Source organism: Pseudoalteromonas sp. A601, assembly GCF_002165575.1.
Taxonomy (GTDB): domain Bacteria; phylum Pseudomonadota; class Gammaproteobacteria; order Enterobacterales; family Alteromonadaceae; genus Pseudoalteromonas.
This window is the reverse complement of record NZ_MXQF01000001.1, coordinates 250,526-267,267: the sequence shown is the minus strand read 5'-3', so window position 1 is coordinate 267,267 and position 16,742 is coordinate 250,526. Positions and strand designations below refer to the sequence as shown.

Here is a 16,742-nt window from a genome sequence, read left to right as displayed (position 1 = left end):
ATACTAATAGCTTGTTGTAACTGTGGTTCGCTGACTAATGATCTTGATTCTAGATAATAATAATAATCGTGCGATTGGTTTACATGCTTCACTGACATTTATTGGTGAAGCTGTTTTAAGCCTTGACGAGCAAAATTTCGAACAAGAGTGCAATAACTATCAAAAACAAGAATGCATGGTTATCTTGGGAGCGTTACAAGAGTTTGATCATGAGAGCTTAATTAAGCGCTATCCTGCAGTTCCTTTTTTATTGATTGGCGAGACCTTAAAACCACTACTGAGCATTGCTAATGTAGTGGGTTTGATTTCTGAGCCATTTAACCACGACGTTACTACTCAACTTTTGCATGATTGTCAGCAATATCAACGCATGTTGCCAAGCGATCATAAACACCCTAAGCCACATAAGTCGTTTGACGGGTTAGTTGGTGAAACAGAAGCAGTTAAAGATGTCCGTTTTTTAATTGAGCAAGTAGCTAAAACTGACGCAAACGTACTTATATTAGGTGAATCCGGCACGGGTAAAGAAGTGGTTGCTCGCAATGTACATTTATTATCTAAACGTAATTCAGGGCCATTTGTACCAGTAAACTGCGGTGCAATCCCCGGTGAGTTATTAGAAAGTGAATTGTTTGGGCATGAAAAAGGCGCTTTTACAGGGGCCATTTCAGCTCGAAAAGGGCGTTTTGAATTGGCTCAAGGTGGTACGCTGTTTTTAGATGAAATCGGCGATATGCCCCTGCAAATGCAGGTAAAACTTTTACGCGTGTTACAAGAGCGCAGCTACGAACGTGTTGGTGGTACGAAAGCGATACAAGCTGATGTGCGTATTATTGCGGCGACTCACCGAAACCTTGAAGATATGATTGAGCAAGGTTCATTTCGTGAAGATTTATATTATCGTTTAAATGTCTTTCCTATCGAAAACCCATCTCTTTCACAGCGGGCTGATGACATACCGCTTTTGTTGAAAGAATTAATGCGCCGTGTAAATGAGCAAAGTGGTACTACAGCTAAATTTACTGAGCGTGCCATTGAAAGCCTTAAAGAACACGCATGGCCGGGTAATATTCGTGAGCTTGCAAATCTAGTCGAGCGCATGGTGATTATGTTTCCTGAGAAGGTCGTTGATGTGCCAGATCTTCCTGCAAAGTATCGTTATATTGAAGTTGATGCCTACGAGCCTCAATACCCTGAAGAGCTGATGGAACGTGACGCGTTTAATGATATTTTTAGTACGGGCTTTAGTGATTACTATGAAGAGCCTGAGATTGAAGTAGCTTCATCTGATTCGGGGCTATTACCTGATGAAGGTATTGAATTAAAAGACTACTTAGCTGAGCTTGAAATAAGCCTTATTACTCAAGCACTAGAGCGTTATGATTACGTGGTTGCTCGCGCTGCTGAGATACTAGGGGTAAGACGTACAACCCTTGTTGAAAAAATGAAAAAATATAACCTATCACGAGATTAATTCGTGATAGGTTAAAACGAGCCTTTAAACTTTCACCTAGTACCTAGTACCTAGTACCTAGTACCTAGTACCTAGTACCTAGTACCTAGTACCTAGTACCTAACACTTAGCCCTTAATATTTTTCAATAATCTCAGCTTTTCTAAAACAATCATTACTGTGATCGTTTACCATACCGGATGCTTGCATGTGCGCGTAAACTGTAGTTGGGCCTAAAAACTTAAAGCCGCGTTTTTTTAAATCCTTAGCGAAAGCCGTTGATGCTTCAGTAATGGCGGGGTAGTCACTTAATTCATTTAAATTACTGACTTGTGGCTGGTTGTCGACAAACTGCCATTGGTAATTACTAAAACTGCCAAACTCTTGTTGAATTTCTAAAAAACGCTTTGCATTGTTGATTGTTGCACTGATTTTTAGCCGGTTACGCACAATACTCTCATCGAGCATTAAGCGCTCTATATCGGCTTCACTAAATGAGGCTACGGTTTTAACATCAAAATTTGCAAACGCGCGGCGATAGCCATCACGCTTTTTTAATATGGTGTACCAACTAAGCCCCGCTTGGGCTGATTCGAGCGTTATAAACTCAAATAACTTTTGGTCGTCATACAAAGGCACTCCCCATTCTTCATCGTGGTAGGTTACATAATCTTGTTTTGAAGTATCAAGCCATGGGCAACGACACTGTACATCTTTAGCCATAGTGTGTTTTCCTTGTGTCAGTTTATTGTCGCGTTAATTTAAAGCTAAGCTTATGAATTTTAGTTAATATAATTTTGGTATAGATCGTGCATTTAACACCGTAGAGAACCTTTATGAGAGTTTACTATGGCACTTGCAAACGTGTTGAAACCACAATTTATCACAGCTAATCAATATAACCCATGCCTGCAACAAGAAGAGTATGTAGGGGAGTTGAGTGAGCTTCGTCAACAAGCGAGTTGGTTAAGTCATTTGGTTGATACCATGCCTGCTGGCGTTATTGTGTTAGATGGTCGAGGCATGATTGCTAAAGCTAATCAAATTGCCATTGATATGCTAGGTGAACCGCTCGAAGGCGAGAAATGGTTTAGTATTATCCAGCGCTCTTTTCGTCCTCAACAAGATGATGGCCATGAAGTTTCATTAAAAGATGGTCGATTAATCAAGTTAGATATTACGGCATTGGCACCAGAGCCTGGCCAGCTAATACTAATGACTGATTTAACCGAAACACGGCGCTTACAAACGCGTGTGGCTCACATGCAGCGCTTGAGTGCGTTAGGTAAAATGGTGGCGTCATTAGCACATCAAGTTCGCACACCGTTATCTGCCGCTATGTTATACGCAGCTAATTTGGGCTCTAAACGTTTACCTGAAACTTCTCGTGGTAATTTTCATACTAAGCTCATGTCGCGCTTGAAAGATCTTGAAACACAAGTAAACGATATGCTGCTGTTTGCAAAAAGCGGTGACCAACAAGTTGTCGAGCAAGTGTCTATGCAGCAACTTCTTAGCGAAGTAAAAGCAGGTGCTGATGCCATGGTTGCACTTAATAATAGTGATCTTGAGGTTAATTTACCGGAGCCTGATATTGCCATTATGGGTAATAAAACGGCCTTAGCCAGTGCGATTCAAAATTTAATTCATAACAGCATTCAAGTAATTGGCTCAGGTGCCTTAGTGCGTGTAAATGCAGTTCGAGACAGCCATTTAGACGACCATGTGCGTATTAGTGTATGCGATAACGGGCCTGGGGTTGATATGAGTCAAGCTGAAAAACTTTTTGAACCTTTCTTTACTACTAAAAGTCAGGGGACAGGCCTTGGCTTAGCTGTTGTTAGCTCCGTAGCGAGTGCTCATCAAGGCAGAGTTGAAGTTACCAATAATACTGAAGGCGGAGCATGTTTTAGCATATTACTGCCTATTTGTACTGATTCTAAACCGGTGGAGGCATTATGAGTAATAACACTATTTTAGTTGTTGAGGATGACGCAGGTCTTCGTGAAGCATTAATCGATACTTTAGAAATGTCGGGTATTGCCTGTGTTGCGGCCGATAGTGCAGAGCAAGCTATGTTACTGCTAAAAAAAGACAGTTTTTCTTTAGTGGTGAGTGACGTACAAATGGGCGCAATGAGCGGGCTCGATTTATTGCGCAGCATTAATTTAAACTACCCAGATTTACCTGTACTCATGATGACAGCATACGCCACTATCGATGATGCAGTTGAAGCCATGCGCTTGGGGGCCATTGATTATATGGCAAAACCATTTGCGCCTGAAGTGCTATTAAATATGGTCAGTCGCTATTTGCCAGAGCCAGAAAAAGAAACTGACGGTCCCATTGTTGCGGACCCATCAAGTATTCAATTATTAGAGCTTGCCAGTAAAGTGGCAAAATCTGATGCCAGTGTCATGGTGTTAGGCCCAAGTGGTTCAGGTAAAGAGGTATTGGCTCGTTATATTCATGATAAATCAGAGCGTTCAAATGAACCATTTGTGGCAATCAATTGTGCTGCCATACCTGAAAATATGCTCGAAGCTACTTTATTTGGTTATGAAAAAGGCGCATTTACAGGGGCTATTCAGGCTTGCCCTGGTAAGTTTGAACAAGCCCAAGGTGGTACCATACTATTAGATGAAATCACCGAGATGGACTTAAGTCTTCAAGCAAAGCTGCTACGTGTATTGCAAGAGCGTGAAGTAGAACGTTTAGGTGGGCGTAAAACAATTAAGCTTGATGTGCGAGTACTTGCAACTAGTAATAGAGATTTAAAAGATGCTGTAAGCGAGCATAAGTTTAGAGAAGATTTATATTACAGACTCAATGTATTTCCGTTAATGTGGCGACCATTATGTGAGCGTCCTGGTGACATTATAGTGTTAGCAAAGCATTTAATTGAACGTCATTTAACTAAAAGTAAAGAATCACTCGCGCAGCTTAGCGAAAAAGCACAACAAAAATTACTCTCTCATGCATGGCCGGGCAATGTGCGTGAGCTCGATAATGTGATTCAACGGGCGTTGATCTTACGCCAAGGTGAAGTCATCGATGAGAGTGCTATTTTCATTGAGAATTTAACTGTCACTCCGTTTGTTGGTAAACCAGCTACAACGAATGAGGCTTACTATGATGCCGTTGCACCAGCGATTGCTGCAAAAACTGAGTCGGTAGAGCCTGTGGGGGAGTTACCAAGCTTAGACTCTGGTACTTATAAAGATGAACTCAAAGACAAAGAGCATCGTATTATTTTGGAAACCCTTACCCGTTGCCAAGGTAAGCGTAAAGACGTAGCCGAAACTCTTGGCATAAGCCCTCGAACACTACGTTATAAATTAGCACAAATGCGCGACTTAGGAATTGCATTACCAGCCTAACCCCTCAATGGGCTCCATTATATAGTAACGCTCAGCACTGCTGGGCGTTGCTATGTCAAAACTCTGACATTGAAAATAAACGCTAACTTATTGAATTTTATTATTTTGTTTTATGGCACGTTTTGTGCTTATTAAGTTATTAGTAAAGTGCAACGTCAGAGATAATTATGAAAATTCAAAATAGCGCGTTATTCCAAGAAATGCAGTCTATGGCTCTAGAAGCAGGCCGTAGTAACACCAGCAATGTAATTCCAACGCAAGCTCAACCCACTTCGTCTGCACAATTTGGTGACTTATTAACTAACGCTCTCGATACAGTTAATAATCATCAGCAAGAAGCAAAACAAAAAGTAACCGCGCTTGAAATGGGCGACCGGAATGTATCGCTTGCTGAAGTGATGATTGCATCACAAAAGTCATCGGTTGCTTTTGAGGCGACAGTGCAAGTTCGTAATAAGCTTGTTGAGTCTTACAAAGAAATCATGAACATGCCTGTTTAATTAGGTAGTGGAGAATTATTGTGGCGCAATCTAATCAATCAACAGACCTTGCATTAGCAGGTGGCGGTATCGACCAAAGCGATAACGATGATCAACAAGAGCAAAAGTCAGGCTACTTAAGTGCATTAAATGGTGTTGATGTACTGCGCCAAGTTACTTTGATCATCGCCCTTGCTATTTGCTTAGCTATCGCAATTTTTGTGATTATTTGGGCTCGTCAGCCAGATATGCGTCCGCTGGGTAAAATGCCGACAGAAGAGTTAATTCAAACCCTGGATTTTTTAGATGCGCAAAAGATTGAATATGAGCTGGATGGCAATGTCATTTCAGTTGCAGAGGGTGAATATCAGAATATTAAACTGCTTATGACCCGTGAAGGGTTAGATCAAGCGCCGAGTTCTGGCACTGACATTATAATGCAAGACATGGGTTTTGGTGTGAGTCAACGCTTAGAGCGTGAGCGCTTAAAGCATGGTCGTGAACAGCAGTTAGCGCGTACTATTGAAGAATTAAAAAACGTCACCCGTGCTAAGGTATTACTCGCCATTCCAAAAGAAAATGTGTTTGCTCGTCGTGAAAAAGAACCTTCTGCTACAGTGGTTTTAACACTCAAGCGCGGCAGAATGCTTGATAGTGAAGAAGTTGACTCAATTGTTGATATTATTGCCTCCGCGGTGCAGGGCCTATCACCAGCACGAGTCACAGTGACTGACCAAAATGGCCGTTTACTTAATTCAGGTTCGCAAAGCTCATTAGCGGCACGTTCGCGTAAAGAATACGATATTGAACGTAAACGTGAGCAAGAGTATCTACAAAAAATTGACAGCATCTTAATGCCAGTAGTTGGTATGGGCAATTATACTGCGCAAGTTGATTTAAGCATGGACTTTAGTGCAGTTGAAGAAACACAAAAGCGTTATAACCCAGATTTACCTGCAGTACGTAGCGAAACAACCTTTGAAGAAAATAACATTGGTGGACTTGCGGTAGGTATCCCAGGTGCATTGACAAACCAACCACCAGTCAATTCGGATATCCCTGAAATTGCGGGGCAAGGAGGAGCGGGTACAGGTACATCTCCGAGCAGAAGTCATAAAGAAGCGACCCGTAACTATGAGCTAGATACTACAATTTCACATAAGCGTCAGCAAACAGGTGTTATTCGCCGTATCAGTGTGTCAGTTGCGGTGGATTACTTGCCCACTGTGGGTGAAAACGGTGAAACCACTATGGTACCGCGCTCAGTTGAAGCACTGTCAAATATCCGTCGTTTATTACAAGGTGGGGTTGGCTTTGATTTACAGCGTGGTGATGCATTAGAAGTCGTTACGGTTCCTTTTGTTCGTGAGCAATTAGACGTGTTAGAAGAAGTACCACTTTGGGAGCAAAGCTGGTTCATGAAGGTTGTTCGTTTAGTACTCGGCGCATTAGTTATTATCGTATTGATTATGGCTGTGGTTAAACCTATGCTGAAACGTTTAATTTACCCTGACGACACACTTGAAGAATATGATGATGATGCACTAAGCTCAGGTGTTGATATTGGCGATAACACGCTAGATATGCTAAATAAAGATTTTGATTCTGCTTCGGTTGGCTTCTCAAGTGATGGTACACTGCAATTACCAGACTTACATGGCGACGAAGACTTACTTAAAGCTGTTCGTGCCCTTGTAGCAAATGAACCAGAACTATCCTCACAGGTTGTGAAAGCGTGGTTAAGCGAAGATGACTGATCAAGATTTAGAACAAAAACAACTACCCGCTGCATTTGATGTTGATAAACTAGATGGTGTAGACAAAGCGGCAATCTTACTGTTGAGCTTATCGGAAGAAGATGCAGCGCAAATACTTAAGCACTTAGAGCCGAAGCAAGTGCAAAAAGTAGGTATGGCAATGGCGGCAATAGATGATTTGTCGCAGGCTAAAATAAGTGCTGTACATAATTTATTTATTGAGCAAATACAAAGCTTTAGTACTATTGGCTTCCAATCTGAAGACTTTATAAAAAAAGCACTTACTGCTGCATTAGGTGAAGACAAAGCCGCCAGCTTAATTGATCAAATAGTTATGGGATCAGGCGCGAAAGGCTTGGATTCATTAAAGTGGATGGACTCAAAACAAGTAGCCAATATTATTCGTAACGAGCATCCGCAAATTCAAACCATTGTTCTGTCATATTTGGAACCAGAGCAATCTGCTGAAATCTTAGCGCAATTCCCAGAAAAAGTGCGCTTAGATTTAACCATGCGTATTGCTAACCTTGAAGAAGTTCAACCTGCAGCACTGCAAGAACTTAACGAGATCATGGAAAAACAATTTGCAGGTCAAGCGGGTGCACAAGCTGCGAAAATGGGCGGCCTGAAAGCTGCTGCTGATATAATGAACTACCTAGATACCAATGTTGAAGGTCAACTCATGGACTCTATCCGTGAGCATGACGAAGAAATGTCACAACAAATTCAAGATTTAATGTTTGTATTTGAAAACTTAATGGATGTCGAAGATAGAGGCATACAAGCTATCTTACGTGAAGTACAACAAGATGTACTGATGAAAGCGATTAAAGGTACGGACGAAGCATTAAAAGATAAAATATTGGGTAATATGTCAAAACGTGCTGCCGACATGCTTGCGGATGACTTGGAGGCGATGGCACCGGTGCGGATTAGTGAAGTAGAAGCTGCACAAAAAGAAATACTATCAACAGCTCGCCGTTTAGCTGATTCAGGTGAAATTATGCTTGGTGGCGGCGGTGGCGAGGAGTTCTTGTAAACCATGAATAAATCTCGCTCAACTCAAGGTCGGCCATTGCATGCAAATGAGGCGGTTGATGAGTTATTAGAAAACTGGCCTATCCCAGATGTAACTCAAGATACACGCAAATACGATGGTCGTTCAACGGCATTTGGTACGCCACTCGCAGAGCTTTACAAAAAAGAAGTTAAAGAACCGATTGAAGAGCCTGAAGCAGAAGAAGAGTTACCTAATTTAACGATGGCTGAACTGGAGCGTATTCGCCAAGATGCGTATGAAGAAGGTTTAAAGCAAGGCCATGAACAAGGTTATATTGATGGCTTTGAAAAAGGTGTATCAGAAGGCAAAGAAGCAGGCTACAAAGAAGGTGTTGAACTGGGTAAAACTCAAGGCCATGAAGAGGTTAAGCCATTAATTGAAGAGCAGTTAACGGGCTTAAAAACACTGCTTGATAGCTTAACAGCCCCCCTTGATAAAGTTGACGAAGATGCGGAAAAGCAATTAATTCAACTGGCGGTGATGCTGGCTGAAGCATTAATTTATCAAGAAGTTAAAACCTCGCCGAATGTGCTCTTACATAGCTTAAAACACGCTATTGATGCGCTCGGAGAGCAACAACAAAGTGTGCGTATTCACCTAAATCCTGACGATATCGAATTAGTTAAAAGCAGTTATGGTGAACAAGCGCTATCGCAAAGTAATTGGCAACTTGTGCCAGAGCCAACCTTAGAGCGTGGTGGTTGCCAAGTTAAAACCCCTCAATCATCCATTGATATGACGATGAAAACACGCGTCAAAGAAACGTTGGATAGTTTTTTGCATAGTAGTGGTATCTAACTCAATAATTGGTTTGCAATGAGTTCTCAACTTCGGCCATTAAGCGAACGCTTACAAGACTACCAAAAACATATTCACAGCCCAGCACCGGCTGTCGCGGGCATTCTTACACGCGTTGTAGGCCTTACTTTGGAAGCTAAGGGGCTTAGAGCCCCTGTAGGCAGCCAATGTAAAATCGAAACCATGCATGGCTTTGTTGATGCTGAAATAGTTGGTTTTAACGACCAAACCCTCTACTTAATGCCCAATGATCATATATCAGGTGTGTTGCCAGGTGCACGGGTTATACCGCAAGTAAATGAAACTGGCTTGCCGGTTGGTATGTGTTTACTTGGCCGGGTTGTAGATGGTTTAGGGCGCCCATTGGATGGTTTAGGGCCGATAAACGCAGAGCATCATTTAAAATTTGCCCAAAACACTATTAATCCCCTGTCTCGTAGACCAATCAGTCAGCCTATGGATGTTGGCGTGCGCGCGATTAACTCAGTTATTACAGTAGGTCAGGGCCAACGAATGGGCTTGTTTGCAGGTTCTGGTGTGGGTAAGTCTGTTTTACTGGGTATGATGACCCGAGGCTCTGAGGCCGATGTTATCGTCGTTGGTTTAGTGGGCGAGCGTGGCCGTGAAGTTAAAGAATTTATCGAAGAGATTTTAGGCGTTGAAGGGCGCAAGCGATCCGTAGTGGTTGCAGCTCCAGCAGATGCCTCACCGCTTATGCGCCTTAAAGGGTGCGAAAGTGCAGTGACTATTGCAGAGTATTTTCGCGATCAAGGTTTAAATGTTCTATTGCTGCTGGATTCAGTGACGCGTTATGCCATGGCACAGCGTGAAATAGCGTTAGCTGTTGGTGAGCCGCCTGCAACCAAAGGTTACCCGCCTTCAGTGTTTGCTAAACTGCCCGCGCTGGTGGAGCGCGCTGGGAATGGTGGTGAAGGGCAGGGCTCAATAACGGCATTTTTTACTGTGCTAAGCGAAGGGGATGACATGCAAGACCCAATAGCCGATGCTGCTCGCGCGATTTTAGATGGTCACATTGTGTTATCAAGAGATTTAGCCGATAGCGGTCATTATCCTGCAATTGATATTGAAAAGTCTATCTCGCGGGTTATGCCGCAAGTTGTTTCAGAGCCCCATATGCAGCAAGCGAGAGTATTAAAACAAGTGTATTCCATGTATCAACAAAATAAAGACATGATCACCTTAGGTGCCTACCAAAAGGGCACTGATCAAATGCTTGATCAGGCTATAAATATGATGCCAAGAGTAAACGCATTTTTGCAGCAAGGTATGAAAGATGTGATTAGTTATGATGATGGCTTGCAAGGGCTTGCCCAATTATTAGGACAAGCATAATGGCAAAGAATAAACTCGATCTATTGCTGAAATTAGAAAAAGACAAAGAAGAGTCGTTGCGAATGAATTATTTGCAAGCGCAACAACATTTTCAAGCTAATCAGCAAAAGCTCCAAGGATTAAATGATTTTCGCATGGAGTATACACAGCAACTTCACGTCAAAGGCCAATCTGGTTTGAGTAGTGCAGGGTTTAGTCAATATCATGCTTTTATCGCAAAAATAGAAGAAGCTATTCGCCAGCAAGCGAGCACTGTAAGTACAGCAAAGCAAGTTGTTACCCAGCGGCAAAGTTTGTGGTTAAAGCAGCAAATAAAGGCCAAAGCAGTTGCTAAGCTCATCGAGAAGCAGCAGCAAAAAGCGAATGCACTAATTTTAAAGAATGAACAAAAAATGCTTGATGAGTTTTCCTCCAATCAATTCTTTCAAAAACGCCAAGCCTTGTGAACTAATAACAATTTAGGCATATAAATTGCTTTATTCATTTATGAAGTCTTTATATTGGCAAACTGCGGCGGCAAATTGCCACGTTTAATGTAGGTGAATTATGTCGATTAGCGAATTATCAGTACTCATATCAGCAGAGCCAGATGCTAAATTAGCTAACAAAGATCAGGTGCATCAAAACAACACCGAAGATGGTCAGATCTCTGGTAGTGATTTTTTCAGCCAATTGCAAAGTGCTAATAATGCTGTTGAAACACCAAATAAAAAATCAAATACAGCCGAGCAGCAAGACCCCGAAGAGGTCAAGTTAGATCAAGATGAAATAAAAAAAGAGCAAGATAAACCTGAAATATCAGGTGACGATATGCTTGCACAAATTAATGCTGCAAATAATTTAGATACCAGTGTAAAGACCACATCAACTGATAAACCGGCAACTTCTGTAATTGACCTATTAGATAAATATGCTCAAGAAAAACTAGATCCAGGTTTGGTTAAAGTAAATGCACCACGCCCTATTGATGCTGTAACCCCAATTATTGACCCGCCACTTGAAGATGACAGTCAAGATGCTGAGAGTAACTATGTCAGCGATTTATTGGACAAGTACTCAAAAGAGCAGCTAGATCCTGAGTTGGTAAAAGTCAATGCACCACGCCCTATTGATGCGGTTACCCCAATTATTGATTCACCACTCGAAGATGATAGCAGTGAGAATAAGCTTGCTGTAACAAGTGATAAAACAGTTATTGCTGAAGCGATTGGTAAAGAAGTTAATTATAAAGGGGATCCTGGTGATGCTGTGACACCCATTGTTGATGAGGTTTACTCAGACAAAGAGGCTGTAGTAATCGCTAAATCACTTGAAGGAAAGTTAGTTGGTACTGCAACTAATAGCGAGAATGAATCCGCTCAGAGTGGGGGGGTAAAATCATCACACAATGGTGAGGCTAAAGCCTTAACTGACGTTGCATTGTCCCCATCAACAGATCAAAGCACAACAACTGAATTTGATGATGCTAGCAATACTGCAAAAGCAACTAGGGTGGAAAATACAACTGAAAACCCACCCGTTGACAAAGCTATGACACAAACGGCTGATACAGTAAAAGTGTTAAAAGACGCCGTTTCTGCAACGCAAACGGACGTTAGTTCAACGCCAGATAAATCCTTAGTAATGACTTCAGCGATTGCTAAAAGTCCTGACGTAACTCAAGCTGCGCAAACATTATTAAATGCAGATGAAAATAAGTCTCTAGCTGATGATAAACTACTTGCTAGCCTAACTACTGAGCAGCGTAAAGCATTACAAACGCAAGTAGCAAGCTTTCCAGCGCAAGGGCCGACATCACAACATATATCTGAGTTAAAACAGACCATTGCACAATTTGTAGTGACTAACAGCGACACTAGCCATAACTCAGTGTTAAAAAATACAACCGCCAATACAACTGCAACTATTGATGCGGCGCAATTAAGCGATGAAATAGCGAGTCTTTCAACATCAGAAAAACAAGTACTAGCAAAACAGTTAAATCAATTTCTCGCGACTGAAAAACCTCAAGGCGCGGTATTAAATCAAGTTAATGCCGCTTTGGCTGAACTTGAAGGCAAGTCAGTTACAACGATAAAAGAGCCACAACTAAACACACAAACTTCTACGCAAGCAGCAAACAATACACTTCTTGAATCAAGCAAAGCAGCACCTGTACCAAGTGCTGCGGGCAATGCATTGAGCCAAGAGCAAGCTAATAAACAGTCTGCTGTGCAAAGTATTGTTAAAGAGCAAGTCATCGTTGATAAAGATAACGCAGAAGCATTAACTCCTCGCGACACAGCTGTAACTCGAACAAATCAGCTATTCGCTCAAATTACGACTGCAACGAATCAAATTACAAGCTCTGTAGTGACGGGGATGAATGAGGTTATTGAGCAGCGTTATCAGCAAGAATTTACTGATATGCAAGTGCTTAATGCGCAGCAAACGACCGCTACATCTCAGAGCAAACAAATAAATGTTGACCCTACTATGCTACAGGCACTAAATATTGTTAAGAGTGATGCAGCTAAATTATTGCAAGAGCGCGTTAGTGCCTTATTAAATATTAATAATAAGGAAGCTGAAATTCGTTTAGATCCGCCAGAAATGGGCAGCATGCAAATTCGTATTCGCAGTGATGCGGAACAAGCACAAATAAACTTTGTGGTTCAAAACCAACAAGCAAAAGAAGCGCTTGAGCAATCTATGCCTAAATTACGTGAAATGCTTGCGGAGCAAGGCATAGAACTCGGAGAAAGTAGTATTCAGCAAGGTGATAGCCAAGAAAACATGGCAGAACAACAGCAGCAAAATGCTCAAGGTCAACTTGCAAATAATGCTGAAAATGATGATGAATCGACAGATATTCAAGCATCTACTAACAATATCAAGCAACAATCTTCATCATCAATAGATTACTATGCCTAACACCTGCTATTATAATGATATAAAAATAAATAACTTGCTGGGTCATTAAGACGCAAAGGAATTATCATGGCTGAAGAAGCAAATTTAGAAATCGAAGATGGTGGAAAAAGTAAAAAAAAGCTTATTATCATAATCGCGGTGATATTGCTTGTTATTGCGGGCGGCGCTGGTTATTTCTTCCTATCAGGCTCAGATGAACCTGCTGAAACTTTGGCTGATGAAACTGTTACTAGTGAAGAGGTGAACAATTCTGATTCAGCACAAATAGGTAGTGCTTTATATGTAGCTATGCCTAGGCCGTTTGTTTTTAATGTACCCGGTGCCAGCAGAGACCGTGTGGTGCAGATTAAAGTACAATTATTGGTCCGTGGTGACGTAAATGAAGAAATAGCTAAAAAGCATATACCACTTATTGAAGGGACAATATTAAGTGTATTTTCTACTACCACAGCCGATGAGCTAGGCACGAGTGAAGGTAAAGAAAGCTTGCGTGTAGCAGCACTTGAAAAAGTACAAACGGCATTGAATGATGTTGAAGGCAGCAAAGTAATTGAGCGGGTGTTATTTACCGGCTTTGTAATGCAATAAGGGGTCTGCGTGAGCGATTTATTATCCCAAGACGAAATTGATGCGCTATTACACGGTGTTGATGAGGTTGAAGAGGAAGATATACAAGACGGTGATGAAGGGGATGGTGGCAATACGCTACAATATGACTTCTCATCACAAGACCGTATTGTTCGCGGTAGAATGCCGACGCTGGAAATCGTCAATGAACGGTTTGCCCGCCACATGCGGATCAGTTTATTTAATATGATGCGCCGCACCGCCGAAGTATCAATCAACGGTGTGCAAATGATAAAGTTCGGGGAGTATATTCACACTCTCTTTGTACCAACAAGTTTAAACATGGTGCGTTTTCGCCCATTAAAAGGCACAGGCTTAATCACCATGGAAGCACGGTTAGTGTTTATTTTGGTTGATAACTTCTTTGGTGGAGATGGTCGCTATCATGCCAAAATTGAAGGGCGTGAGTTTACCCCTACAGAGCGCCGTATAGTGCAAATGCTGTTGAAAATAATCTTTGAAGATTATAAAGAAGCATGGGCACCGGTGATGGATGTGTCTTTTGAATACCTCGATTCAGAGGTAAACCCTGCCATGGCAAACATTGTTAGCCCAACAGAAGTTGTGGTGATCAGTTCATTTCATATTGAACTTGATGGCGGTGGCGGCGATTTTCATATTGCTTTACCTTACTCTATGCTCGAGCCAATCAGAGAGTTGCTTGATGCTGGTGTGCAATCTGACACCGAAGACACTGATTTACGTTGGAGTAAAGCATTACGTGATGAAATCATGGATGTAGAGGTTGAGCTTTCAACGCAATTATTAGAAGTGGATTTAAGCTTAGAACAAATTATGGAGCTTAAAGCCGGTGATATCATTCCAGTTGAGATGCCAGAGCATATAACTGTTTTTGTAGAAGAACTGCCTACATTTAGAGCTAAAATGGGCCGCTCACGGGATAATGTCGCACTGCAAATTAGTGAAAAAATTAAACGCCCTGAATCTGTCAAATCAGAATTACACGTCTTTACAAAAGGTGGTAAAAAACTCGATTCAGATGCAGAATTAGCAGAATTAGAAGACGATTTACACCTTTCTGAAGGTGTTGATTTAGACTGGTAAAGATTAAGGTTTTTAAGTATGAGTGATGACCAAGATACGATGGACGAATGGGCTGCAGCCTTAGCCGAAGCTGAAGGTGCAGACGAAGGTGGCGATGCAAAGGTTGCTGAACTGGATGAGTTAAGTGACGCTAAGCACGAAATGAGCAATGAAGAAAAGCGTAAGCTCGACACAATTTTAGATATACCGGTGACTATTTCGATGGAAGTAGGGCGTTCTAAAATAAATATTCGTAACTTATTGCAGTTAAACCAAGGTTCAGTGGTTGAGCTTGACCGTGTCGCAGGTGAACCGTTAGATGTGTTAGTTAATGGTACGCTTATTGCTCATGGTGAAGTGGTTGTGGTAAACGACAAATTTGGTATTCGCTTAACGGATGTAATTAGCCAAGTAGAGCGGATCAAAAAATTACGATGAGTGGCTGGTTTTTACTTTCCGCAGCTACAAGCACAGTAACTCCCTCGGCTACGCCGATGGGAGACGTTGTCTCAATGGCGATGTCGTTAATCATGGTACTGGTACTGATTGTGGTACTGGCATTTCTGGTTAAAAAACTGAACCCCAATTTGGCGAATAGTGAAGAGTTTAAAGTGGTGCGAAGTCTCCCCTTGAGCACGCGCGAACGCTTAATGGTCGTTGAGATAGACAACAGCCAGCACTTGTTAGGGGTAACACCTCATAGTATTAATTACTTACATAAATTAGAAACGCCATTAACCGAAAAAGAATTACCCGCTTTGGCACAGCGTTTTGGTAAGCTATTAAACCCAAATACCAACCACAATAAAAAGAATACATAATATGATGAAGTGGCTGCTGATACTTTTTACCCTAGTGTTTATTCCCCAAGTTAATGCTGAAGGCATTGAAGCGCTTAATATCACCACCAACCCTGATGGCTCACAAGACTACTCTGTAACACTACAAGTACTTGCTATCATGACCGCACTGAGCTTCATTCCTGCGGCCGTGATCATGATGACTTCTTTTACGCGAATAATTGTAGTGTTGGCTATTTTACGCCAAGCGATTGGCTTGCAGCAAACTCCGTCAAATCAAATACTACTTGGCATGTCATTGTTTTTAAGTATTTTCATTATGGCGCCTGTGTATCAAAAAGTGAATGAGCAAGCTATAGAGCCTTATATGAATGAACAGGTTACATCGGTACAAGCGTTAGAACTTGCTAAAGAACCGATGAAAGCATTTATGTTGTCACAAGTGCGTATTAAAGATTTAGAAACATTCGCCAAAATAGCAGGGTATGATCAGCTTAATTCACCTGAAGATACGCCCATGATTGTCCTTATTCCTGCTTTTGTCACTAGTGAGTTGCAAACTGCTTTTATAATCGGTTTTATGTTTTTCATTCCATTCTTAATTGTCGACTTAGTGGTGGCTTCTGTATTAATGGCAATGGGTATGATGATGCTATCGCCGATGATCGTATCTTTACCCTTTAAAATTATGCTGTTTGTTTTAGTTGATGGCTGGGGTCTTGTAATGGGCACCTTAGCAAAAAGTTTCGGACTCGGGGCTTAGACTATGTTGTTTATATTGACGCTTAAGCAAAACTAGGAGGGAGCCATGGAACCGGAAATTTTTGTTGATATACTCAGCGATGCATTATTTTTAGTAATTAAGTTAGTTTCCGCTATTGTTGTTCCCGGTCTACTCGTTGGTTTAGTTGTTGCGGTATTTCAGGCAGCAACGTCTATCAATGAGCAAACATTAAGCTTTTTACCACGTTTATTAATTACCATTAGTGCACTTATTTTTGGTGGTCATTGGCTAACTCAGGAGTTAATGGACTTTTTTACCCGTTTAATCATGATCATCCCTGAAATCGCAGGCTAAT

At 41.6% G+C, this 16,742-nt stretch carries 17 protein-coding genes; 16 read left to right on the top strand and 1 reads right to left on the bottom strand.

From position 1 onward, the window contains the following. The first annotated feature begins 37 nt into the window (after positions 1-37). Complete coding sequence (locus B5G52_RS01300) at positions 38-1,474, top strand: sigma-54-dependent Fis family transcriptional regulator (RefSeq protein WP_087530888.1); 1,437 nt, start codon at positions 38-40, stop codon at positions 1,472-1,474. A 113-nt stretch (positions 1,475-1,587) separates the two neighbouring features. On the opposite strand, the gene B5G52_RS01295 is transcribed toward B5G52_RS01300, so the two are convergent. Continuing rightward, positions 1,588-2,175: a DNA-3-methyladenine glycosylase I gene (locus tag B5G52_RS01295; RefSeq protein ID WP_087530887.1), complete on the bottom strand. Its 588-nt coding sequence runs from the start codon at positions 2,173-2,175 to the stop codon at positions 1,588-1,590. A 126-nt stretch (positions 2,176-2,301) separates the two neighbouring features. Here B5G52_RS01295 and B5G52_RS01290 point away from each other — a divergent pair, with 126 nt between their 5' ends. The 15 genes from B5G52_RS01290 to fliQ all read left to right on the top strand — a co-directional run bounded on the left by B5G52_RS01290 (position 2,302) and on the right by fliQ (position 16,741). Next, positions 2,302-3,414, top strand: coding sequence for a PAS domain-containing sensor histidine kinase (locus B5G52_RS01290; protein WP_087530886.1), 1,113 nt, complete (start codon positions 2,302-2,304; stop codon positions 3,412-3,414). Further along, on the top strand, positions 3,411-4,832 hold the full coding sequence (locus B5G52_RS01285; RefSeq protein ID WP_087530885.1) for a sigma-54 dependent transcriptional regulator: 1,422 nt from the start codon (positions 3,411-3,413) through the stop codon (positions 4,830-4,832). The genes B5G52_RS01290 and B5G52_RS01285 overlap by 4 nt, the downstream gene beginning before the upstream one ends. A 167-nt stretch (positions 4,833-4,999) precedes the next feature. After that, on the top strand, positions 5,000-5,332 hold the full coding sequence (gene fliE / locus B5G52_RS01280; RefSeq protein WP_087530884.1) for a flagellar hook-basal body complex protein FliE: 333 nt from the start codon (positions 5,000-5,002) through the stop codon (positions 5,330-5,332). 20 nt (positions 5,333-5,352) lie between these two features. Beyond that, on the top strand, positions 5,353-7,068 hold the full coding sequence (fliF, locus tag B5G52_RS01275) for a flagellar basal-body MS-ring/collar protein FliF (protein ID WP_087530883.1): 1,716 nt from the start codon (positions 5,353-5,355) through the stop codon (positions 7,066-7,068). Further along, entirely contained in the window at positions 7,061-8,107 is a 1,047-nt protein-coding gene (gene fliG / locus B5G52_RS01270; protein WP_087530882.1) for a flagellar motor switch protein FliG, read from the top strand. The genes fliF and fliG overlap by 8 nt, the downstream gene beginning before the upstream one ends. Before the next feature lie 3 nt (positions 8,108-8,110). Then, entirely contained in the window at positions 8,111-8,926 is an 816-nt protein-coding gene (gene fliH / locus B5G52_RS01265; RefSeq protein WP_087530881.1) for a flagellar assembly protein FliH, read from the top strand. Between the two features lie 18 nt (positions 8,927-8,944). Next, a complete protein-coding gene (gene fliI, locus B5G52_RS01260; protein WP_087530880.1) occupies positions 8,945-10,279 on the top strand; it encodes a flagellar protein export ATPase FliI in 1,335 nt (444 codons plus the stop codon). Further along, entirely contained in the window at positions 10,279-10,725 is a 447-nt protein-coding gene (gene fliJ, locus B5G52_RS01255) for a flagellar export protein FliJ (protein WP_087530879.1), read from the top strand. The genes fliI and fliJ overlap by 1 nt, the downstream gene beginning before the upstream one ends. 100 nt (positions 10,726-10,825) lie before the next feature. After that, a complete protein-coding gene (locus B5G52_RS01250; protein ID WP_087530878.1) occupies positions 10,826-13,192 on the top strand; it encodes a flagellar hook-length control protein FliK in 2,367 nt (788 codons plus the stop codon). A gap of 66 nt (positions 13,193-13,258) precedes the next feature. Beyond that, positions 13,259-13,780 carry a flagellar basal body-associated protein FliL gene (gene fliL / locus B5G52_RS01245; protein ID WP_087530877.1) on the top strand — a complete coding sequence of 174 codons (522 nt, stop codon included), beginning with the start codon at positions 13,259-13,261 and terminating at the stop codon, positions 13,778-13,780. A 9-nt stretch (positions 13,781-13,789) separates the two neighbouring features. Beyond that, the gene (gene fliM, locus B5G52_RS01240) at positions 13,790-14,884 is read left to right on the top strand and encodes a flagellar motor switch protein FliM (protein WP_087530876.1); all 1,095 of its coding nucleotides are present in this window, start codon (positions 13,790-13,792) and stop codon (positions 14,882-14,884) included. An 18-nt stretch (positions 14,885-14,902) separates the two neighbouring features. Next, complete coding sequence (gene fliN / locus B5G52_RS01235) at positions 14,903-15,301, top strand: flagellar motor switch protein FliN (protein ID WP_087530875.1); 399 nt, start codon at positions 14,903-14,905, stop codon at positions 15,299-15,301. Further along, the gene (fliO, locus tag B5G52_RS01230) at positions 15,298-15,684 is read left to right on the top strand and encodes a flagellar biosynthetic protein FliO (RefSeq protein ID WP_087530874.1); all 387 of its coding nucleotides are present in this window, start codon (positions 15,298-15,300) and stop codon (positions 15,682-15,684) included. Before fliN ends, fliO begins: the two co-directional genes overlap by 4 nt. A gap of 1 nt (position 15,685) precedes the next feature. Further along, positions 15,686-16,426: a flagellar type III secretion system pore protein FliP gene (fliP, locus tag B5G52_RS01225; protein WP_087530873.1), complete on the top strand. Its 741-nt coding sequence runs from the start codon at positions 15,686-15,688 to the stop codon at positions 16,424-16,426. Between the two features lie 45 nt (positions 16,427-16,471). Continuing rightward, complete coding sequence (gene fliQ / locus B5G52_RS01220; RefSeq protein ID WP_087530872.1) at positions 16,472-16,741, top strand: flagellar biosynthesis protein FliQ; 270 nt, start codon at positions 16,472-16,474, stop codon at positions 16,739-16,741. The last annotated feature ends 1 nt before the right edge of the window (position 16,742 follow it).